General features: G+C 65.3%; 24 protein-coding genes. 12 read left to right on the top strand and 12 right to left on the bottom strand.

Going from position 1 to position 20,822, the window contains the following annotated elements:
- The first annotated feature begins 1 nt into the window (after position 1).
- The 6 genes from ACSFB7_RS05085 to ACSFB7_RS05060 all read left to right on the top strand — a co-directional run bounded on the left by ACSFB7_RS05085 (position 2) and on the right by ACSFB7_RS05060 (position 5,161).
- Entirely contained in the window at positions 2-730 is a 729-nt protein-coding gene (locus tag ACSFB7_RS05085; protein WP_435467653.1) for a phospholipase D-like domain-containing protein, read from the top strand.
- Positions 727-1,503 (top strand): magnesium transporter CorA family protein, encoded by a 777-nt coding sequence (locus tag ACSFB7_RS05080; RefSeq protein WP_435467651.1) that lies wholly within the window; start codon positions 727-729, stop codon positions 1,501-1,503. The genes ACSFB7_RS05085 and ACSFB7_RS05080 overlap by 4 nt, the downstream gene beginning before the upstream one ends.
- 116 nt (positions 1,504-1,619) lie before the next feature.
- Positions 1,620-2,792, top strand: coding sequence for a CaiB/BaiF CoA transferase family protein (locus ACSFB7_RS05075; RefSeq protein ID WP_435467650.1), 1,173 nt, complete (start codon positions 1,620-1,622; stop codon positions 2,790-2,792).
- Positions 2,789-3,772 carry a hydroxymethylglutaryl-CoA lyase gene (locus ACSFB7_RS05070; RefSeq protein WP_435467648.1) on the top strand — a complete coding sequence of 328 codons (984 nt, stop codon included), beginning with the start codon at positions 2,789-2,791 and terminating at the stop codon, positions 3,770-3,772. Before ACSFB7_RS05075 ends, ACSFB7_RS05070 begins: the two co-directional genes overlap by 4 nt.
- Positions 3,769-4,149: a VOC family protein gene (locus ACSFB7_RS05065; protein ID WP_435467646.1), complete on the top strand. Its 381-nt coding sequence runs from the start codon at positions 3,769-3,771 to the stop codon at positions 4,147-4,149. Before ACSFB7_RS05070 ends, ACSFB7_RS05065 begins: the two co-directional genes overlap by 4 nt.
- 46 nt (positions 4,150-4,195) lie before the next feature.
- Positions 4,196-5,161 (top strand): Bug family tripartite tricarboxylate transporter substrate binding protein, encoded by a 966-nt coding sequence (locus ACSFB7_RS05060; protein ID WP_435467644.1) that lies wholly within the window; start codon positions 4,196-4,198, stop codon positions 5,159-5,161.
- A gap of 21 nt (positions 5,162-5,182) precedes the next feature.
- On the opposite strand, the gene ACSFB7_RS05055 is transcribed toward ACSFB7_RS05060, so the two are convergent.
- The 6 genes from ACSFB7_RS05055 to ACSFB7_RS05030 all read right to left on the bottom strand — a co-directional run bounded on the left by ACSFB7_RS05055 (position 5,183) and on the right by ACSFB7_RS05030 (position 9,364).
- Complete coding sequence (locus ACSFB7_RS05055) at positions 5,183-5,803, bottom strand: hypothetical protein (protein ID WP_435467642.1); 621 nt, start codon at positions 5,801-5,803, stop codon at positions 5,183-5,185.
- The gene (locus ACSFB7_RS05050; protein WP_435467640.1) at positions 5,793-6,392 is read right to left on the bottom strand and encodes a hypothetical protein; all 600 of its coding nucleotides are present in this window, start codon (positions 6,390-6,392) and stop codon (positions 5,793-5,795) included. The genes ACSFB7_RS05055 and ACSFB7_RS05050 overlap by 11 nt, the downstream gene beginning before the upstream one ends.
- Before the next feature lie 4 nt (positions 6,393-6,396).
- Positions 6,397-7,404, bottom strand: coding sequence for a hypothetical protein (locus ACSFB7_RS05045; protein WP_435467638.1), 1,008 nt, complete (start codon positions 7,402-7,404; stop codon positions 6,397-6,399).
- 80 nt (positions 7,405-7,484) lie between these two features.
- A complete protein-coding gene (locus tag ACSFB7_RS05040) occupies positions 7,485-8,597 on the bottom strand; it encodes a T6SS immunity protein Tli3 family protein (RefSeq protein ID WP_435467636.1) in 1,113 nt (370 codons plus the stop codon).
- Positions 8,598-8,663: 66 nt separating this feature from the next.
- Positions 8,664-9,134 (bottom strand): ASCH domain-containing protein, encoded by a 471-nt coding sequence (locus ACSFB7_RS05035; protein ID WP_435467634.1) that lies wholly within the window; start codon positions 9,132-9,134, stop codon positions 8,664-8,666.
- 83 nt (positions 9,135-9,217) lie between these two features.
- Positions 9,218-9,364 (bottom strand): hypothetical protein, encoded by a 147-nt coding sequence (locus ACSFB7_RS05030; RefSeq protein WP_394476943.1) that lies wholly within the window; start codon positions 9,362-9,364, stop codon positions 9,218-9,220.
- Between the two features lie 180 nt (positions 9,365-9,544).
- Here ACSFB7_RS05030 and ACSFB7_RS05025 point away from each other — a divergent pair, with 180 nt between their 5' ends.
- Complete coding sequence (locus tag ACSFB7_RS05025; protein WP_435467632.1) at positions 9,545-10,018, top strand: GNAT family N-acetyltransferase; 474 nt, start codon at positions 9,545-9,547, stop codon at positions 10,016-10,018.
- A 184-nt stretch (positions 10,019-10,202) separates the two neighbouring features.
- Here ACSFB7_RS05025 and ACSFB7_RS05020 read toward each other — a convergent pair whose 3' ends face one another.
- Positions 10,203-10,769, bottom strand: coding sequence for a LuxR C-terminal-related transcriptional regulator (locus ACSFB7_RS05020; protein ID WP_435467630.1), 567 nt, complete (start codon positions 10,767-10,769; stop codon positions 10,203-10,205).
- Between the two features lie 93 nt (positions 10,770-10,862).
- Here ACSFB7_RS05020 and ACSFB7_RS05015 point away from each other — a divergent pair, with 93 nt between their 5' ends.
- From ACSFB7_RS05015 to ACSFB7_RS05000, 4 genes are all read left to right on the top strand, one after another.
- Positions 10,863-11,666: a CoA transferase subunit A gene (locus tag ACSFB7_RS05015; protein WP_435467628.1), complete on the top strand. Its 804-nt coding sequence runs from the start codon at positions 10,863-10,865 to the stop codon at positions 11,664-11,666.
- A 1-nt stretch (position 11,667) separates the two neighbouring features.
- Entirely contained in the window at positions 11,668-12,306 is a 639-nt protein-coding gene (locus tag ACSFB7_RS05010; RefSeq protein WP_435467626.1) for a 3-oxoacid CoA-transferase subunit B, read from the top strand.
- Between the two features lie 72 nt (positions 12,307-12,378).
- Entirely contained in the window at positions 12,379-13,770 is a 1,392-nt protein-coding gene (locus ACSFB7_RS05005; RefSeq protein ID WP_435467624.1) for a CoA transferase, read from the top strand.
- Between the two features lie 16 nt (positions 13,771-13,786).
- Positions 13,787-14,863, top strand: a complete 1,077-nt coding sequence (locus ACSFB7_RS05000; RefSeq protein WP_435467622.1) for a DUF4241 domain-containing protein — start codon at positions 13,787-13,789, stop codon at positions 14,861-14,863.
- 7 nt (positions 14,864-14,870) lie between these two features.
- Here the strand turns inward: ACSFB7_RS05000 and ACSFB7_RS04995 are convergent, their stop codons facing one another.
- From ACSFB7_RS04995 to ACSFB7_RS04980, 4 genes are all read right to left on the bottom strand, one after another.
- Positions 14,871-16,040: a pyridoxal phosphate-dependent aminotransferase gene (locus ACSFB7_RS04995; RefSeq protein ID WP_435467620.1), complete on the bottom strand. Its 1,170-nt coding sequence runs from the start codon at positions 16,038-16,040 to the stop codon at positions 14,871-14,873.
- 75 nt (positions 16,041-16,115) lie between these two features.
- Entirely contained in the window at positions 16,116-16,958 is an 843-nt protein-coding gene (locus ACSFB7_RS04990; protein WP_435467618.1) for a helix-turn-helix domain-containing protein, read from the bottom strand.
- 478 nt (positions 16,959-17,436) lie between these two features.
- Positions 17,437-18,690 (bottom strand): YadA family autotransporter adhesin, encoded by a 1,254-nt coding sequence (locus tag ACSFB7_RS04985; protein ID WP_435467616.1) that lies wholly within the window; start codon positions 18,688-18,690, stop codon positions 17,437-17,439.
- Positions 18,691-18,778: 88 nt separating this feature from the next.
- Positions 18,779-19,564 (bottom strand): winged helix-turn-helix domain-containing protein, encoded by a 786-nt coding sequence (locus tag ACSFB7_RS04980; RefSeq protein WP_435467614.1) that lies wholly within the window; start codon positions 19,562-19,564, stop codon positions 18,779-18,781.
- A gap of 29 nt (positions 19,565-19,593) precedes the next feature.
- Here ACSFB7_RS04980 and ACSFB7_RS04975 point away from each other — a divergent pair, with 29 nt between their 5' ends.
- A complete protein-coding gene (locus ACSFB7_RS04975; protein ID WP_435467612.1) occupies positions 19,594-19,770 on the top strand; it encodes a hypothetical protein in 177 nt (58 codons plus the stop codon).
- 68 nt (positions 19,771-19,838) lie between these two features.
- Here the strand turns inward: ACSFB7_RS04975 and ACSFB7_RS04970 are convergent, their stop codons facing one another.
- Positions 19,839-20,750: a LysR family transcriptional regulator gene (locus ACSFB7_RS04970; RefSeq protein ID WP_435467610.1), complete on the bottom strand. Its 912-nt coding sequence runs from the start codon at positions 20,748-20,750 to the stop codon at positions 19,839-19,841.
- Between the last annotated feature and the right edge of the window lie 72 nt (positions 20,751-20,822).

Below are 20,822 nucleotides of genomic sequence, written 5' to 3'. Positions count from 1 at the left end.
CATGGCCGCCGTACCTTCCCCCGAACCGCAGGCCGCGCTGCCCGAGCTGCTGGCACAGCTCGACGCCACCATGGCCGACGCGCGCCTGAGCGACGACGAGCGTCGCGTGCTGGTGCACACGCTGCGCGAAGCCTCGCCGCCCGAAGACGGGCTGCGCCAGCTTCGCAACCGCGCCTTCGACCTGGTGCGCGCCCGCACCGCCGATCCGGAGCAACTGTCCCTGCTCAAGTGGCTCGAAGGCGTGGTGCGCGCCATCGACACCGGCCGCTCGCCCGACAACGTGGCGGTGCGTTCTCAGGCCTTCTTCAGCCCGGGAACCGCCTGCCTGCAGGCGATCAACCAGCAACTGAGGTCGGCGCGCCGTGCGATCGACCTGTGCGTGTTCACGCTGTCGGACGACCGCATCACCGCCGAGATCCTGGCCGCGCACCGGCGCGGCGTGTCGCTGCGCGTGATCTCGGACAACGACAAGGAGTTCGACCTGGGCAGCGACATCGGCCAGCTTCGCGCCGCCGGCATTCCGGTGGCGGTGGACCGCACCGATGCCCACATGCACCACAAGTTCGCGATCTTCGATGGCGCCCGGCTGCTCAACGGCAGCTACAACTGGACGCGAAGCGCCAGCGACTACAACGAAGAGAACCTGGTGCTGAGCAACGACCCGCCGCTCGTGCGCCGCTTCGCCGACGAATTCGACACCTTGTGGAAAGAGCTGCAGGCCTCGCGATGACAAGACGAATCGACTACGACTGGGAACTGCCGCCCGAGCTGCAGCAGCGGCTGGGCACCTCCAGCTACGGCGCGCAGCGCGTCATTCACGAGCAGAACCACCTGATGGTGATCCTGCACGAGCCGCCCACCGGCACCGGCGCGGAGCGCAAGCCGGCCGTGTTCCTGCGCAAGCCCGACGGCACCTGGCTGCACAAGGGCAACAACCCCGGCGACAAGGCTTTCGGCAAGCTGCTCGAAAGCTATCGCGCGGCGCTGAGCACCTTCGAGATCCGGCACGAGGCCGCCGAGACCTCGGAGGCGCTGTTCCAGATCCTCGGGCCGCTGATCCCGCTGTTGCGCGCGGCGCTGAACCTGCAGGCCACGCTACAGGCGGCACGCGAGGCCGTGCCGGGCGATGCATTGGTGACCGACCTGCGCGACCGTGCGGTGGAGATCGGGCGCGGCCTCGAACTGCTGCTGGCCGACACCCGCATGTCGCTCGACTACCGGCTCGCGCATGCGGCCGAGTCGCAGGCGCGCGCGGCCATGGAGGTCAGCCGCGCGCAGCACAAGCTCAACACCATTGCGGCGCTGACCTTTCCGCTGATGGCGATTGGCGCCGCCTTCGGCATGAACATGCACAGCGGCGTGGAGAACATGCCGACCTGGGTGTACTGGGCGATCTTCGCGGCCGGCCTCTTCATGGGCGTGCTGCTGCGCGGATGGGTCAAGGCACCTGATGCGCCTGTTGCCGCAGCGGCAACCCGGCTCGCGCCACCGAAGAAGAAGTAGTAGCCGGGCGCGCACGGGTCTTCGCGTTTCGCGAAGACCTGCTGCCATCAAAGCAATTCCGTTCGTCGCGATCTGTTTCTAGAGTGGGGGCAACCCACATGGAGACAGACGCGGACATGAATGCACTCGAAGGACTGAAGGTGTTGGAGCTGGGCCAGCTCATTGCCGGCCCGTTCGCCGGCAAGACGCTGGCGGAGTTCGGCGCCGACGTGATCAAGGTCGAGCCGGCCGGCGTTGGCGACCCGCTGCGCAAATGGCGGCTGCTGCGCGACGGCAGCTCGGTGTGGTGGGAGGTGCAGTCGCGCAACAAGCGTTCGGTGTGCCTCGACCTGCGCAGCACCGAAGGGCAAGAGGCCGTGCGCGCACTGGCGCTCGAAGCCGACGTGCTGATCGAGAACTTCAAGCCCGGCACGCTCGAAGGCTGGGGTCTGGGCTGGGAGCAACTGCATGCGCTCAACCCGCGGCTCATCATGCTGCGCATCTCGGGCTATGGGCAGACCGGGCCCTACCGCGACAAGCCGGGCTTCGGCGTGCTCGGCGAATCGATGGGTGGGCTGCGCTACCTCAGCGGCGAACCGGGGCGGGTGCCGGTGCGCGTGGGCGTGTCGCTGGGCGACACGCTGGCGGCGCTGCATGGCGTGATCGGCGTGCTGACGGCGCTGCACCACCGCACCGCGCATGGCGGCGAAGGCCAGTTCATCGACGTGGCGCTCTACGAGTCGGTTTTCAACGTGATGGAAAGCCTGCTGCCCGAGTACGACGCCTTCGGTGCCGTGCGCGAGCGCGCCGGCAGCGCGCTGCCCGGCATCGCACCGACCAACGCCTACCGCTGCAACGACGGCCACTATGTGCTGGTGGCTGGAAATGGCGACAGCATCTTTCGCCGCCTGATGCGCGCCATCGGCCGCACGGACCTGGAGAGCGACCCGCAACTGGTGCACAACGACGGGCGTGTGCTGCGGGTGGAAGAGATCGACGCCGCCATCGAAGCCTGGACCTTGCAGCGCAGCCGCGACGAGGCGCTGGCCGTGCTCGATGCGGCCGGCGTGCCGGCGGGGCGCATCTACACGGTCGCCGACATCGCGACGGACCCGCAGTACCTGGCGCGCGAGATGATCGTCGAGGCGCGAGGCTCCGATGGCCGCCTGCTCAAGGTGCCGGGCGTGGTGCCCAAGCTCAGCGCCACGCCCGGCCGCATCGCGCATGCCGCACCCAGGCTGGGTGAGCACAGCGGCGATCTTCAAGGCACGGGCTGGCCCGCGCGCCGCACCGAAAGCAAGGCCGCATGAAAACAGGAAAAGGCACGCGGCTCTTCATCAATGAGGTGGCCACGCGCGACGGCTTCCAGATGGAAAGCCGCTTCATCCCCACCAACGACAAGATCGCGCTGATCGACAGGTTGAGCGCGCTCGGCTACGCCAAGCTGGAGGTCACCTCGTTCACCTCGGCCAAGGCGATCCCCGCGCTGCGCGACGGCGAAGAGGTGATGCAGCGCATCGCCCGCCGCCCGGGTGTGGTCTACACCGCGCTGGTGCCGAACCTGCGCGGGGCCGAACGCGCGCTCGAAAGCCGCATCGACGAATTCAACATCGTCATGTCGGTGAGCGAGACGCACAACCTTGCCAACCTGCGCATGACGCGCGAGCAGTCGTTCGCGCAACTGGCCGGAGTCATCGCATTGGCGAAGCAGGCCGGCGTGCCGGTGAACGTTTCGCTGTCCTGCGTGTTCGGCTGCCCGATGGAGGGCGAAGTGCCGTTGGCCGCTGTGCTCGGCTGGATCGACCGCTTCGCCGCGCTGCAAGTGCAGGGCATCACGCTGTGCGACACGACCGGCATGGCGTACCCGACGCAGGTGCAAACGGTCTGCGAGGCCGTGATCGCACGATGGCCGGCGCTGGCGTGGACGGCGCACTTTCACAACACGCGCGGCATGGGCCTTGTGAACACGGTGGCCGCAGTCGAGGCGGGCATCCGGCGGCTCGACATGTCGCTGGGCGGCATCGGCGGCTGTCCCTACGCGCCGGGTGCCACCGGCAATGTCGCGACGGAGGACGTGGTGCACATGCTGCAGTGCATGGGCTACGACACCGGCATGGACCTGGACGGATTGATTGTGGCTGCCGCAGAACTGGAGTCGTTGGTGCAGCACGGGTTGTCGAGCCAGGTTTCACGCTCGGGCCATCGGCTGACGCGGCACGCACCGTCACAGGATTTCAACGACATCGTCGCTCGGGCCCAGGCGCGAGAACACAAGGAGCCACACGCATGATCGATCATCTGGACCACCTGGTGCTGACCACCGCCCACGAGGACGCCTGCATCCGTTTCTATGTCGACGTGATGGGCATGACGCTGGAGAGCTTCGGCGCCGGGCGCAGGGCCTTCCGCTTCGGCCAGCAGAAGATCAACCTGCATGTGAAGGGGCACGAGTTCGAGCCCAAGGCGCAACTGCCGACGCCGGGCTCGCTGGACCTGTGCTTCATAGCCAGCGTGCCGCTCGATGAAGTCGTCTCGCGCCTCGAAGGCCTGGGCGTGCCGATCATCGAAGGGCCGGTGATGCGAACGGGGGCCACCTCGCGCATCCGCTCGGTCTATGTGCGCGACCCCGACCTGAATCTCATCGAGATATCGGAGCTGGCGCCCTGAAGCGCGCAGCCCGAAGACAGTCAATATAAAAAACCGGAGACAAACCATGAAACCTGTTCACCGCCTTCTCGCGGTCTGCCTTGTGCTGGCCGCCTCTGCGTCAAGCGCCGACACCTGGCCCTCGAAACCGATCACCTTCATCGTGCCGACCGCGCCCGCGGGCTCCACCGACATCATGGCGCGGCTGGTCAGTGACCCCTTGCAGCGCGCGCTGGGCCAGCCCATCGTGATCGAGAACAAGCCCGGGGCCAGCGGCAACATCGGCACCGAGTTCGTGGCGCGCGCCGCGCCCGACGGCTACACGCTGCTGATGCAGTACTCGGGCTACCACGTGGGCAATCCCGCGCTCTTTCCGCAGATCAAGTGGAGCCCCACCAGGGACTTCGTGCCGGTCGCGATGGTGATGCGTGCGCCGCACGTCGTCGCCGTGAGCGGCAAGCTGCCGGTGACTTCGATGAAGGAGCTGATCGAGTACGGCAAGAAGAAGGAGGGCGGTCTCTTCTTCGCATCGTCGGGCAACGGATCGATACAGCACATCGCCGGCGAGCTGCTGTCGCGCCAGACGAAGCAGCCGATGACGCACGTGCCCTACAAGGGCTCGGGCCCGGCGATCAATGACCTGATCTCGGGCAACGTCGACATGTTCATCACCACGCCGCCCTCGGTCATCGGCCACTTTGCCGGCGGGCGCATCAAGGCGCTGGCGTACACGGGCAGCAAGCGGCATCCGTCGATGCCGAACGTGCCGACCTCGGCCGAGGCGGGGCTGCCGGGCTATGAGGTGGAGTCGTGGTTCGCGGTGTTCGCACCGGCGAAGACGCCGCCAGAGATCGTCAGCAAGCTGAGTGCCGAGATCAAGAAGATCGTCGAGAGCGAGTCGTTCCGCAAGAAGGTGGACGAGCAGGGCGCCTTCGCGACTTACATGGACTCGGCGACGCTGGGCAAGTTTGTCGATCAGGAACTGGCGACATGGTCGAAGGTGATCAAGGCGGCGGACATCAAGCCCGATTGACGTCGGCCCTCTTGCTGCCCGCTATACGGCCTGAACGGGCCTCTTCGGCGACAGCGGCGAGCCCAGGTCCAGGCATCGATAGACGGCCTGCATGACGCGTTGCCTGCGTGTGGGGAACCCGGCTTTCCAGCGCCAGCGAATGGCGTACAGCGGAACCGCGAAGAGCAGCCATGTGCCGACGCACAGGCTGCCCAGAAAGAGCCAGGGCGTCGGCTGGCTTGTTCTTCCCGCCGTCGCGCCAATGCAGGCGCCTATGACGAGAAGGGCAAGCAACAGGGCGGTCAGTGCCAGGACGTAGCGGTGTTCGCTTCCGGGCGGGATGCGTGTCGCGGCGTAGGGCGCCGAATTGCCTTGCCAGGTGAAGTGCGCGACATAGACACAGTCGTCTTCGAGGTTGCGCAAGGCGTACACCCGGCGCTCGCCGGTGGGCGTGAGTGGCGCATTCAGCACGGCCAGCTCGACGCGGTCCCCTTCGGCCAGGAAGGGCGCGCTCGGTTGCCACGAGCGCTCGCTGGTGCAGAACCACATCGATTGGCCATCGACATCGAAGCTGTAGGCATTGCCGCGCCTGTAGAGCGACTTTGCTGTCAGCTTCTTCAGTCGTCCTTCGACGCGCTGGATGTCGGGCAGTTCATCGGCCATGAGCTTGCGCTCCGCAGTACTTCGCCATCAGCGACGCCATCAATTGATAGGTGTGCCTGCGGCGGAAGCCCTCCCAAAGGGCGCCGAAGGAAAAGGCGATCTGGAACAGCGAGAACATCAAGGTCGCCACGGCCAGGGCGCCGACGATCAGGAGCGGAAAATTCCAGGCAGACGTGATCGTGAATCCCAGGAAAATCGCGACGGCCCCGATCAGTCCACTGGCCGTGGCCCACCGCAGTGCACGGGGCAGCGAGCGCCATTCTTTTTCGGTGCGCACCTGCGGCGGGTCGGGCGCGATGGGTTGCTGTGCGCCTTGCGGCAGCAGCCAGTCGAGTGTGTGCGTGCCGTCGCGCATCTCGAAAACACCGGCCACGACCGGCGTGTGCTGCTCGGCCAGAGCTTGAAGAATTTCGGGCGTGGTGTTCTGCTCGCGCAGGCGGGCGTCCACCACGATGCCTTCGAGGCCGAACCGCACGCGGCCGATGTCCATCGACGTGGTGACGGCAACGCGGAAGTTGTCGAGCGGGCCTTCGAGCACTTTGATCGCACGCGCGCGGTGATCCTGTTCGATGGGAACGACTTCTCTCATGGCTTCAACCGCCTTCGCCGAAACGAATCCACTCGATGGGGTCGTCGCGCCATGCAGGCAAGGCTGCGGCGCGCTTCTTTCGTTCGTCGGCGTTTTCTTCCCGGGGGTCTTCGGGAATGTCCAGTTTTTGCCGTTTGGCCCATTCCGGATAGTCGGCCCTCAGCCCATCCACGTACTTGCGTCTTTCGCTCGCGTGGATGGCGATGCCGTATTGCAGATCGAGGGACTTTGGCGTCGCGCGCATGGTGTTTCTCACCGACGGGACGGGGTAGTCCAGCAATGTCTTGCCGGTCAACCGATCCGCGGTGAGGCGTGGATTGTTGATGCGAGGGGTGGGCTCGCTGCTCTTCGGAGGCAGTGGTGCCGCAACAATGACGCCGTAGTACCCCGGGCGTGTCAACAGGCGACTGAGTGCGACCTCCGTGTGCCGGCTGTCGCCGTTGTTGGCCCTGATGCCCACATAGAGCATTTGGTTGCGAACTTCTGCAAACGCGAAATTGTTTTCGCTGTTGGTGGCGTTCACGAGCGTTGGAATTTCTACATGCCTCAAGGCAAATGACCTGCCGCCATCCATCGACAACTCGACGCGGATGTAGTTGCAGTGGGTCTTTTTTCTTTCTTCCAGCGTCGAGGCGCGAAGGCACTCTTTCTGCAGGTCGCGCGAGATGCCATTTTCAAGAAAGACCACGACTTCGGGGTCATCGCTCGAGTAGCCGATGGGGATGTTGTCCCCGCTGTTCAGGAACAGTCTCCCCATCGGCGTCAGCACGCCCGTGCGGCGATCGAAGTAGCGGATGTCCTTCGACATCTGGCCGCGATAGTCGAGGGATTGCTGTGCCAGCAGATACCGCTCGCCGCCGAGGTCGCTCAGAACATATTCGGGGCCCCGGATGGGATGGGCCACGACGTACGAATACTCCAGGCCGTCATTGACGGTTCGGACCACGGTGGAGCAGGCGCTGAGCATGACGGCCGCCAGGATGATGGCGGCGGTCGCGAGACGATTTTTCAAGGGCATGAGGGCCGGCGACCGGCAAGGCGTGTGGTTGAAGTGGGAGGGCGTTTGTCGGCCGGGTCGTTCGCTGGGCCCGTTCATTCGTTGCCATTGCCCTTGCAATGAAACTGCTTGTCGATGGGCCACTTGCCGACGGCAGGAAGCGAGCGCTCTTTCAATTTGAACTTTGCCCAGTTCTTCTCCCAATTCCATCCCGGAATTTCCGGCGTGGGGAGGTTCGCGATCCAGGCTTCGTCATCGAGCACCAGGTAGAGGTTGTCATCGTGGATGTAGGCCATGCGACCACCCCGTCCGGTCGGGCTTCTGGATTGCCATGTCCTGCCGCCGTCGGCCGAGTAGGACAGATGGGTCCGGGCGCCGCCGCCGCCAGAGGAAACGCCCGATATGTTGTCTCGCCACGGCGCGAGCAGATAGCGGGTGTTGGCGGCGTCGACGACGAGGCGGTTGTCCCTGCCGGAGTACTCGTTGCGGCCCCAGTCCTCGACCTTGGTGCGGATGTCTTGTTGCCGGTCCACATACATCAGCGTGCCCGTGATGCAGAAGTAGGACTGCCGTGGCACGAACTCGAAGTAGCGGTTGTCGTCGATCCGGTAGACGACCTGCGGCGCGGCGACCGGGCCCCGGTAGGCCTCGCCCTTTTCGGGGGCGTCGCGGTCCGCATTGGGGTTCAGTTCGTCCCAGTACCGGAAGTCGAGCACGTAGGGAACGGACAACTTCGTACCCACGCTGCCGTCCCGCTCGGCACTGAACTGCAAGGCCTTGAAGTGAATGACATCGCCTTCGAGCCAGTACAGCACGAACCCCCGGGCTTCGAGCGTCTTCGTGCCTTCGTAAGTCCGGATGATGTTCTGCGACTCGATCCGGTACGGCTTGGGGCAGGTGGGCTGCGCGGCCCGGATGCTGCGTGCCAACTTCTCCCGGCGATCGCCCGGCAGGGTGTAGCCCTTGACGGTGTCCCAGTCGATCGCGAGCTGGCGCGATCTCGCGACCTGATCGACGTAGTGAATGTTGGGCGCGGCGCAGGGGTTGCCCTTGTCCGGCTCGGCGACGAAGTAGTGCTTGTCGTCGATCTTGTTGACGATGCCGCCGGCGCCTGCCAGGGCGGGGGAGGGATAGACGTTCTGGTTGGTGCATCCGGCGAGCAGCAGCAATGCAGCGGCCAGTGCGGAAAGGCAGGTTTTTTTCTTCATGTTGTTCTCGCGAGGACTGGTGGCTCGCAGCCACAGCATATCGGGAGAACGCAGGAGCCTGCCCTTTCAGTCTTCCTGGTAGACGACCTCGAACTGCTCGCACAACACCGGCATGCGCAGGTCGGGCTTCTTGCCGATGCGTTCGCATTCACCGCTGAAGTATTCCCAGTGGCCTTCCCGCCAGTAGCGCAACGAGCCGTCGCCTTCGGCCTCGATGGCTGCGAAGTCTTCGCCGACTTCATCGAAGGGCATGACCACCACGCTGCGGGTTTCGATCACGCACAGGGGCTTGCCTTGCCAGTCGGTCACCACGCTCAGGTCACCGGGCTTGGGCCGCGGCCTGCCGGTGACTGCGAATGACCATTCGAGGCTGGCGGTGCCGCGCTTCTTTCCGTCCAACACGAGCCGTGCAAGTTCGACGGCGCCGGCTTCGTTGTCGTCGAAGTGAAAGGCTTCGCAAAAACGGGCGGAAGCGTCGGCGCCGGTGGCGGCCTGGAACCGCGTCCAGAAGGGGAGGATGCCGGAGGGGATGTTCATGTCGGATGGCCCATGGAAGAACGCCGAGCCTGCCACAACTGACAGGCCGGCGGCACGGGGCACCCGAGTGGATCAAGCCATGGTCAGGGCTTGACGCCGAGCACAGACAGGATGATCGCCGCGAGTGTCAGCGTCATGGGCAACTGGTGCGTGGCCAATGCGCGGGCCTGTGCCATCGACAGGATGGCTGGTTGCAGCAGGTTCTTTTCGGAATGAAGAGGTGTGGACATATCAAACTCCTGAGTGGTTGCGAACCGTCTGTTCGCATGACTGCAAAGATAGGCTTCCAGCGGCAGGTCGGCACGGGGCTTTCGGGGACACGGCGTTTCCGTTTTCGCAACGATCCGGCGGCATCGGCCTGGAACTTTTGGGGCCACCTCAGAATTGGGGGCATGAAAAGGAGTGAACGAATGACCGGATTGAAGATGCGAAAGGCCACGCCGGCCGATGCGGTGCCCTGGACGCTTCTGTTCGATGCAGACGGTCCACGCGCGGAGGTCGAGAAGTACCTGGCACGGGGCGAGCAATGGCTTGTCGAGCAGGCCGGTGAGGTCGTCGGCCAGATGGTCTTGATGGAAACCCGCGCCGACACCTGGGAAATCATGAACATCGCCGTGGCCGATGCGCGCAAGGGCCAGGGGATCGGCACCGCGATGCTGAAGAAGGCGAAGTCGCTTGCCACGCAACGCGGCGCGCACCGGCTCGAAGTCGGCACCGGCAACAGCAGCTTGCGTGAGCTGGCCTTCTACCAGCGCTTTGGCTTTCGCATCGTCGGTGTGGACTTCGACTTCTTCGTGCGCCGATGGGGCAAAGCGACGAAGCAGGGCGGCATTCCTTTGCGGGACATGATTCGGATGGAGATGGTGCTCAGGGGCGCTTCTTAAGCGTTGGGCAGAGCAGTTGTTGATCGGCGATCACCAGCAGCGTGCCCCTGTGCGAATGACACCAGGTGCTCCCCGCAGCGAAATAAAGGAGGAGCGAAGCGGGGGACATTCGCGGAGGGGAGCTCCTGGTGTCATTCGCACTCGCCCTGAATGAACCTGCCCCGAAGAACAACAACGCCCAGAACTACCCAGCAATCAGCTTCTGCACCAGCTCAGCCGTAGTCGCAGCAGCGTACTTGCGCATCAACCGAGCCCGATGCAACTCGACGGTGCGATGGCTGATGTCGAGCGCCTTGCCGATCTCCTTCGAGGTCAGGCCGCGCATCACCTGCGCCGCCACTTCTCGTTCGCGCGGTGTCAGTTGCGCCGAGTCCGCGCGGCGCGATCCCAGATCCTCGAAGGTCCAGATGCCGGCCTCGTGCGGCGCCGCACGGTTCATTGCGTGGCCCGTGACGTGGCACCAGAAGGTCTCGCCCGCGATCGCGCCGTGCAGGCCGCCCAGCCGCTTCATCATGCGGTTGTCGGCGTAGTGGCCGCTGGCGTTCAGAAAGGGCTCCATCCGCTTGCCGATGCGCTCGAACTCGGCCACGCTCGGGTACAGGATGCTGAACGAATGCCCCACCAGCGCAGAGGGCGTTGCGCCGAAAATCTCGCACACGCGCGCATTGCACGCGACGATGGTGCGGTTGCTCGAAACCACCATGCCGACAGGTGCGTGTTCAAAAGCCAGCCGGTAATCGATCTCGGGCATCGGGTGTCACCATTACGAAATACTACGTATATGAGTAGGTAGTATCGTTGAAGGCTTTCCCACCACTCTCCATTCATCCATCAAGGAGCCCGAGTGAACAAGATTTATCCCTCCGCAGACGCGGCACTCAAGGGGGTCGTGGCCGACGGGCAGACGCTCGCGGTCGGCGGCTTCGGCCTGTGCGGCATTCCCGAAGCGCTGATCGACGCGCTGAAGGACACCAACGTGCAGAACCTCACCGTCATCTCGAACAACGCGGGCGTCGACGGCTTCGGCCTCGGCAAGCTGCTCGAGACGCGCCAGATCAAGAAGATGATCGCGTCGTACGTGGGCGAGAACAAGGAGTTCGAGCGCCAGTACCTCGCGGGCGAACTGCAGCTCGAGTTCACGCCCCAGGGCACGCTGGCCGAAAAGCTGCGCGCCGGCGGCGCGGGCATCCCGGCCTTCTTCACCAAGACCGGCGTCGGCACGCAAGTGGCTGAGGGCAAGGAGCTGCGCGAGTTCGGCGGCGAAACCTACGTCATGGAACATTCGCTGGTGCCCGACGTGGCGCTGGTCAAGGCCGACGTGGCCGACAAGTCGGGCAACCTGCGCTTTCGCCTGACGGCGCGCAACTTCAACCCGGCCGCCGCCATGGCCGGCAAGGTCTGCATCGTCGAGGTCGAGAAGATCGTCGAAGTGGGCGAGCTGGCCCCTGACGACATCCACCTGCCGGGCATCTACGTGCACCGCATCGTGCTGAACGCCAACCCCGAAAAGCGCATTGAAAAGCGCACCGTGAGCGCATCGGTCGATGCCGTCGCCGCCAAGGTCGAGGCCCAGACCGCCATTGCCCAGGCCGCCGCAGCCGGCAGCGAAACGCCCGCCACGGTCGTCAACAAGAAAGAAGGAGCCTGAGATGCCCTGGACCCAAGACCAGATGGCGGCCCGTGCCGCCCAAGAACTCGAAGACGGCTTCTACGTCAACCTCGGCATCGGCATCCCGACGCTGGTGGCCAACCACACCGGCACGAAGGAAGTCTGGCTGCAGAGCGAGAACGGCATGCTCGGCATCGGCCCGTTCCCGACCGAGGACCAGGTCGACGCCGACCTGATCAACGCCGGCAAGCAGACCGTGACCACGCTGCCCGGCAGCGCCATCTTCGGCAGCCATGACAGCTTCGCGATGATTCGTGGCGGCAAGATCAACCTGTCGATCCTGGGTGCCATGCAGGTCAGCGCCAAGGGCGACCTCGCGAACTGGATGATCCCCGGCAAGATGGTCAAGGGCATGGGCGGCGCCATGGACCTCGTGGCCGGCGTGAAGCGCGTGATCGTGCTGATGGAACACGTGGCCAAGAAGAAGGACGGCACCGAGGACCTGAAGATCCTCGAAAAGTGCAGCTTGCCGCTGACCGGCGTGGGTGTGGTCGACCGCATCATCACCGACCTGGCCGTGATGGACGTGGTGCCCGAGGGCCTGAAGGTGATCGAACTCGCGCCCGGCGTGAGCTTCGATGCGCTGCAGGCCAAGACGGGTGCCAAGCTGATCCAGTAAGGCGATCGATACAACGACGACAAAGGGCAGGGCAGCGAAAGCGGGCCCTGCTTTTTTCTTTGGAGGTGTGCAATGAATTCGAGTGATGCGCTGGCCGGTATCTGGCAGCGGGCCCAACTTCCCGCCGAGGCCCTGCAGTTCGCACGGCTCACGAGTGCCGACCCGGTGCTGCCGTCGTCCTTCGCCGTCGGCATGGCCGCGCAGAGCACCATCGCGGCCGCCGCGCTGGCAGCCTGCGAGCTGGGTCACGTGCGCGGCACGCCGCGCCAGCAGGTCGGCGTCGACATGCAGCATGCGGCGCTCGAATGCACGGGCTGGTTCAGCGTCGATGGCCGCGTGCCCGAGACATGGGACACCTTCTCGGGGCTGTATCGCTGCACGGATGGCTGGGTGCGCGTGCATGCGAATTTCGCGCACCACCGCGAAGGCGCGTTGCGCCTGCTGGGGCTGGATCCGGCCACCGCCACGCGTGCGGAAGCCGAAGCGGCCATGGCCGGATGGCGCGCGATCGACTTCGAAGATGCTGCCTCCGCTCGCGGACTGGTGGCGACCGCGCTGCGGCGTTTTGATGAATGGGACGCCACGCCGCAGGGGCAGGCCATCGCGGCGCAACCGCTCTTCACCATCGATCGCATCGGCGACGCGCCGCCACTGGCGCTGCCACCGCTGCGCGAGGACCAGCGCCCGCTGAGCGGGCTGCGCGTGCTCGATCTCACGCGCATCCTCGCGGGCCCGGTTGGTGGTCGCGCGCTGGCGGCCTATGGCGCCGATGTGTTGCTGGTCAACTCACCGAACCTGCCGAACATCGAGGCCATCGCCGACACAAGCCGGGGCAAGCTGTCGGCGCATGTCGATCTTCAAACCGACGAAGGGCGTACGGCACTGCAGCGGCTAGTCGGCGACGCGCATGTCTTCGTGCAGGGCTACCGGCCCGGCGGCATCGACGCGCTGGGCTTCGGCCCTGCGGCATTGGCGGCGCAGCGGCCGGGCATCGTGTGCGTGTCACTCACGGCCTACGGCACGCAGGGGCCTTGGGCCGCCAGGCGCGGATTCGATTCGCTGGTGCAGACCGCCATGGGCTTCAACCATGCCGAAGGCGAAGCGGCCGGCGACGGCAAGCCGAAGCCGTTGCCCATGCAGATCCTGGACGAAGCCACCGGCGCTCTGATCGCCTTCGGTGCCGCCGCCGCGCTCTGGCGGCAGCAGCAAGAGGGCGGCAGTTGGCATGTGCAGGTGTCGCTGGCGCAGACGGGCCAGTGGCTGCGCGGCCTGGGGCGTGTGCCGGATGGGCTTTCCATCGCCCGGCCCAGCCTTGCGCCCCACATCGAGACCACCGCCTCGGGCTTCGGCGAACTGGCCGCGTTGCGACACAGCGCGATGCTGTCGCGCACGCCCGCCGCGTGGCCGCGTCCGTCGATGCCTCCGGGCAGCCACGCGCCTGCGTGGCCGGCTGTCATCGAATGAATGCGAAACTGGTTGCATGGCCTATCTCGACATCGATAATCTCCAAGCCGTTTTCCAGGGCGATGAGGCACTGAGCGTGCGTCATCTGTATCGCCAGCCCTGCGGCGTACTGAAAATCACAAGCGGCCGGATCGTGGCCTGCGATCCGTTGGTGCAACCCGAGCGCGAGGCGTTCACGCGCAGCGTGAGCGGGCGCGGCGCATTTCCCGTCGAGGTGCTGCACGACAAGGGCCGGCATGCGCTGGCGGTGCTTTGGCTGCGTGAGCGAGGTGGCCAGCAGGTTGCCGATCTGCGCTGGGAGCCGGCGCTCCTCGAGGGGCAATCGTCAGAGGGACTCGGAGACGACGAGTTCTTCGGCTACCCCGTCGATGCCGGCGTAGGCTGTTTCATGGACGCCGATGCCGCGAAGGCCATGGCCGAGCGCGAGGCGCGCGAATCCGAAAAGTCTGTCCATTTCAACTACTACGACGACGTGCTCGCCGAGGAACTGGGCACGGCCGACATTGCCAACCATTACCCGCAAGGGGCGGGCACCGCAAACAACATCCTGATCTTCAGTTCGGGCTGGGGCGACGGCAGCTACCCGAGCTTCTGGGCGCTCGATGCAGCCGGCGAGCCCGTGGCGCTGGTGACCGATTTCATGACGATGACCGGCGGCGATGCGCGCGACGAGAACGACAAGCGCAGCGACGCCTACAAGGCCAGCCTGTCACCGGAGAAGCTGGCCGCCCTCGATGCGCTGGGCGAGGCCGCCATTGCCGGCGACCTGGCTGCCATCCGGCCGCTGCTCGATGGGGGCCTCGCGGGCGCCAACGAGATCATTCCGTCGCTGGGCGAAACCGCGATCACCAGCGCCATCCGCATGAACCAACTCGACGCGCTGCGCATGCTGCTGGGCTCGATGCCGTCGCTGCCGATGCCGCCTCAGTTCTATACCGGTGACGACGAAGAAAGCTATCTCGTCTACGCGCGCCGGCTCAAGAAGCCGCGCGTGCCGGGGCTGATCGAGCTGCTTCAGGCAGCGGAAGAAGCGGCGGCTGCTGCGCCAGCGGCTGCCACGGGCAAGAGTCTCTGGAAGCGCCTGTTCTCCTGAGTCGCCGCTAGGCACCCAGCGCCGCGCGCACCTTGTCGCCCAGCCCGCGCAGCCGCTCCACCGGCTCGTTGGAAAACACGAAGCGCAGGTACTGCGCACCATGTATCTGCCCCCAGCCTTGCATCGCCGTCGCGCAGACGCGCGACTTCAACAGCCGCTCCGACAGCGTCTGCCCATCGATGCCGAAGTCACTGGCCCGCAGCAGCAGCGACCAGCCACCCGCCGGAACACCCACCGGCAAGCCCTTCAGTTCACCGAGCACAGTGTCCCGTCGCCGCTCCAGCTCACCCACATAGGGCGCGAGCGTGTGCGCCGATTGTTCGAGCGCCGTCGCCACCGCATCCTGCGCGATGCCCACCGGCACCACCACGTTCGCGAGCGACACGGCCACCAGGTCGGGCATGTACGACTCGGGCGCGACGGTCCAGCCCACGCGCCAGCCGATCATGCGCAGCTCCTTGGCCGATGAGCCCACCGTGATCGTGCGCTCCGCCATGCCGGGCAGGCCGGCGGGGTGGATCACCTTGCGGCCGTCGTACAGCAGCCGTTCCATGGCCGTGTCGAGGATGAGCGTCAGGTCGTGCTGCACGCAGAGCGTGGCGATGGCGCGCCAGTCGTCTGCGTCGAAGTAGCCACCCGTCGGCATCGACGGCGACATCAGCAGCATCACGCGCACGCGCGGCCCGACGGCAGCGTGCAGCGCCGTGCGGTCGAGCTTCCATTCGCCCCCGGGGTTGAAACCGAAGGGCACGTACTTCGGCGTGCCGCCCGCCAGCCGGATGCGGTTGAGCAGGCCAGCGTAGGTCGGGTCGGTCACCAGCACTTCGTCGCCCACCTCGACCGTCGCGAGCAGTGCGTTGAGGATGCCCGAGAGTCCGCCGGCGGAGATCACGCAGTTGCGCGCGCCGCTGTAGGCCACGCCCGAGAGCGCAGACACATGCCGTGCCGCCACCTCGCGCAGGCGCGATTGGCCGACGAAGGGCAGGTAGCTGTTGTCCGCATCTTCCGATGCGGCGCGTACCGTGCGCGCGATGGCTTCGGGGTCGGGCGGGATGTCGACGTCGAGGTTCTCGAGCCGGAGAAAGGGCGCGCCGTCTGCATCGTCGGCGATGGCGCCCATGCGGTCGACGCCGATGCCTGCGATGTGTTCGAGCCGTGCGGGACGATGACGTGGCATTCGGACTCCTTGCTGTGGCCAGGCCCTGCCTGCACCGGGTTCTTCATGGACATGCGCCTGGAGAGCCATTTTGAGTCAAACCCGATTCCGAAGCCCCGTGCAGAAAAATCGCCGGCTGTGTGCCACGCGATAGGCGTGCGGTGTGATCTTGAAGAATCGCTTGAAGACGCGTGTCAGGCTGGACTGGCTGTCGAAGCCGCAGTCGATCGAGATGTCGGCGATGGACTCGTGCTCGTGTTCGAGCATCGACTTGGCCCTTTCCACGCGAGCCCGCATGATGTATTGGTGCGGTGCCATGCCTGTCGCGCATTTGAATTGACGAACAAGCTGCGCAACGCTCAAGCCTGCAATGCAGGCAAGCTCCACCAGCGACATGGCCTCGTGCAGGTGCGAATGTATGTGGCAAAAAACCGCCTCCACTTGCGGCCGGCCCAGCGCGGTCGTGGCCAGCGAGGGAATGTCTATCGCTGCATTCGAGTGGTATTGAATCAGGTGCGTTGCCAGGGCGCTGGCCACGGTGTCCGCATGTGGAATGGAGACCGAGGCCGGAAGCGTCATCGCACTGCGGGCGACCCATATGAGCTGCGACAGCGCGGGGTCCATCTCGCCGAAGAGCGGCCTGAATTCAAGCCGCGCAGGGTCGCCCTTGGTCAGGCCCTGTGCGGTTTGCTGCACGACGTCGGCATTCAGATAGATCTGTATGGAGTCGCCGGGGGTGTGCAGCCGCATGTCTGCAAACACGTTGGGCGGAATCAACTGCAGCGCATGTTTTTGCGGGTTGCGCTGCGTCCAGCGCGAGCTTTCGATCTTTCGGTCCAGCACCATATGGCTGTCGAGATACATGCCGATCAGCGTGTCTTTGACGGCGGGAACGGTCCCGAATTCGAAGGGGCGCCAATGACGCCCGGCGACATGCATCGACTTCCATCCCAGGCCGTCGCTGCTGGGAAAGAGGGCGGCGCCATTGCGCCGCCGCCACTCTGCCGTCGCCTCGGACAGGCGCTGCTCTTCGCGGGCTTTCTCTCGAGCGGATTCGACGTCTGTCTGTGACATCACCCGGTGGACTTCCTGAATGCAGCGGAACTGGAGCGCGTGAAGGGGTTTTCAGTCGCGTGCTGTCATGAAGCGGCGTCGAAGAAGATCGAAGCAAGCCAATGGCTGCTGGGATAGGTGGTCATTTGCCCTCCGTTCGCTTGTGGCGCTGTTTTTATAAATACAACAATAGTTTTACATTTGGGGGGATTTGACGCAACCATGTTGCGATAAATTTCGAGGTGGGAGTGATGCCGTTTACAACGGAATCCTCGACAACGCTCGATCTCGCCGCATGCGCGCCGCCCGGTGTCTCAAGGGCCGCTTCCTGGGGATGCCGAAGCCGGCCCTTGGGGCGCGCCGGTCAATCGAACTCGTATCCCACGCCCAGGCCAACGTTGAACTTCTCGCCGCTGAGCGCTCCGTTGACCTTGTAGATCCATTTGCCGCCCTGCGAGCGTGCCGAGTAGCCGAACGCAAGCGCGCTGTAGCCGGAATAGCTGCCCACGCCCACGGACAGCAAGGCCTTGCCTGGCGTCATCGCCTGCGGCAGTGTGCTCATCGCAGTGGCCATGGCCACGCCGGAGTAGGCGATGCGGCGGGTGCCATCGAGCTGGCTTTGCAACTGGTTCTGCGCGGCGGTCAATTGCCGCACGTTGACAGCATCGGTCGGCTGGGTTCCGCCGGCGACGTTGGTGATCTGGCGCTCATTGCCCACGCTGCCTACCGACAACGCGCCTTGGGTGGAGCCGACCGGAACGCCCGAGAAGGCCTCGGCCTGTCCGCTCATGCCGGCCCGATCGGCGACCGAACCTGCACCGAGTGCGACACCCGTGGCCTGCAGCGCCATGGCGCGAAAACCGATGGCTGTCGCGTTGTCGCCATTGGCGCTCGAACCGGGGCCGACGCTCAGTGCGTTCGCCCCGGTTGCAGCGGCGTTCTCGCCCACTGCGAGGGCGCTGGCCCCGTTGGCCTTGGCGCCTGGGCCATATGCAGTTGCTCCGGCGCCGTTGGCGTTGGCCCGCGCACCGGTCGCTGTCGCTCCGACTCCGTTGGCGTTGGCATATGCGCCGGATGCGGTCGCGCCATTGCCGGTGGCGCGGGACAGCAAGCCCTGGGCGGTTGCACCATTGCCGTTGGCAATGGAGGTCGAGCCCGATGCAGTTGCGCCCCTTCCGCTCGCGTTGGCAAATGTGCCCAAAGCCGTCGCACCCGTTCCGTTGGCATTGGCACTCGCACCCACTGCAGTTGCCTGTTCTCCGGTCGCCGTGGCAAAAGATCCCACTGAAATGGCGTAGGGGCCGTCGGCTGTGGCTGGATTGCCACCCGACGAAGGATCTTCGGAACCGATGGCCACGCCTGTCTCATCCAGTGCAATTCCGCCGCCTGCTTCATAGGCGGCTGTGGCTGTCGTGGCGAAGCCCGTGCCAACGGCCAGCAGAAAGACGGCCGCAGCTACTTTCGATGTGTTGCCTTGGCTTCGTTGCGAAGCTGTTGCGCAGGCGGGCATCGACGTGTCGAGTGCGTTGTTCCGAAGGGTTTGATGGGTCTTGTTCATTGGATCTATGAGTTGTGGATAAACAGAGAGGGAGGGAGAAAGGAAAGAGATGACGGGCACGGCTGCGCCAGACGTTCATGGCGATGGGGCGCGCCACATCGCGAGAATCTGGTAGCGGCGGCGGTGCGGCATCGGTGGGCGCACGACGTCAGGCATGGCTTCCCGGGAAGTGGGCTCGGGCTGCCCGCGCGTCACCGTCAACGCCATCGGGCAAAGGACGCACGGCAATGAGCGAATAGCCTTTGCCGTACACACTGCGCAGCACAAAGCCGTTCTCGCTGCACAGCGCCAGCTTTCTTCGCAGGTTCGCTGCGCAGACATCGATCGGTCGTGCCGTGGTGCCATTGGGGTTGCCTCCCCAGACCGAGGCCAGGAGTTCGTCCCGGGTCAGCACGCGCCCCATGTTCTGGAAAAGCGCCACCGCAAAGGCAAACTGACGCGGTTGAAGGCGAACATCGCGGCTGCGGTGCCGCACCCGCAGAGAGCCGTCTGCGGCAAAGCGATAGTCGCCCCAGACCAAGCCATCCGGCTTGGCAGCGTGCTGCGCGATACCTGTCGGTTGAAGCAGCGTCTGTATGCCTTCGTCCAGCGCTTCGGTCGACAGGCGCGAAGCCGGCAGCGCAACGATGTGGCTGTGCACGAAGCCATCGTTCAACGAAAGCAGGTCGCAGCCCGACAGCGGGTTCTGGACGATGAGAAGAACGGGAATGCCAAGCACGCCGCAGACGCAAAGGAGCCCGTCCGGCCGGCTCTCGCTTCGCAGCATCAGTACCAGCAGGTTGAATCGACAGCCGGCGGCCAGTGCAGACAGAAGATCGCCGGCGGTGGCGAACAGTGCCGGTGCATAGCCCATCCAGGTGAGCTGGGCATGCGGTGTCGTGAAGCCCGATGCCTCTTCATTGCTGACGAGGGCGACAGAAATGGATCTGTACATGGCGAGTGCGCAATCCGCTTTGAATTTGAATGAATGAAGGGATCGGCGTGGCGATGCCTCCGGCGCCGGCAATGAAGCCCGGCACGCGTTGTTTCTTCGGATGGATCCCTCCCCTGATCGAAGGCCTGCAGTGGCCGTTCAGTGACGAGGTGATCGTGGATGCGCGGAGATATTCGGTCTCAGCTGTTCTGCGCAAAGTAGGCTGAAATGCGCGCGCGATGCGCGATTCAGCTTGCCCCGAAGGCCGGGGCAGTGGGCACGAAGCCCGCTCGCGTCAGCGGGGGGCGTCTGCCGGGTGGTCGAGCAGCAGGTGCTTGCGATGCGCCTCGGCCGTCTGCCGCAGGAACTCCCACGTGGCCTGCATTCGCACCAGATGCTTGGTCTCCGCCGGCATCGACATCCAGAACGTGCGCGTGAAGTTCGCCTGCCCCGGCAGCACGGGCTTCAGCGTGCTGTCGCTCTCTGCGATGAAGGCCGGCAGCACCGCGATGCCGGCGCCCGCCGCCACCGCCCGGTGCTGCGCGAGCACGCTGGTGCTGCGCAGCGCAAACGTGTCGGGGCGGTGCAGTTCGTCGAGGTACTGCAGCTCCTTGCTGAACAGCAGGTCGTCCACGTAGCTGATGAAGGTGTGGCCGCGCAGGTCTTCGCGCGTCTTGATCGGCTTGTGCGCGGCCAGGTACTGCTTGGAGGCGTACAGGCGCAGCGTGTAGTCGGTGAGCTTGGTGACGACGACGGGTCCGCGCGCAGGCCGCTCGAGCGAGATGACGATGTCGGCCTCGCGCCGCGACAGGTGCACGAGCCGCGGCATCGCGAGCAGGTCGATGGTGAGCTTCGGGTGTTGCACCGCGAACAGCGCGAGCTGCGGCGCCAGCACCACCGTGCCGAAGCCTTCGGTGGCGCCGATGCGCACCAGCCCCGACAGGCCTTCGTGCGAAGCCGGCGCGGTGCTCTCTACTGCCTGAAAGGCGCTCTCCATCGCTTCGACTTGTGGTTGCAAGCGCCGACCCGCTTCGGTGAGCCGATGGCCGCCCGATTCACGCGAAAAGAGCGGGGCGCCGACTTCCTTCTCCAGTGCCTGAATGCGCCGCGCCACCGTGGTGTGGTCCACCTCCAGCCGGCGTGCTGCGCTCATCAGCGTGCCTGAGCGGGCCAGCTCCAGAAAGTAGCGCAGGTTGTCCCAGTCCATGTGCGTGCGTGTCTCCAGATGCCATTCGGCGCCGCCCGGTGCAAGGCTCTGCAAATTTGCAAAGCCGTGGCG

This window comes from Variovorax raffinosi, assembly GCF_051216615.1.
Classification (GTDB): domain Bacteria; phylum Pseudomonadota; class Gammaproteobacteria; order Burkholderiales; family Burkholderiaceae_C; genus Variovorax.
Note: the sequence above shows the minus strand (reverse complement) of the source record. Positions and strands in the feature narration are given on the sequence as shown.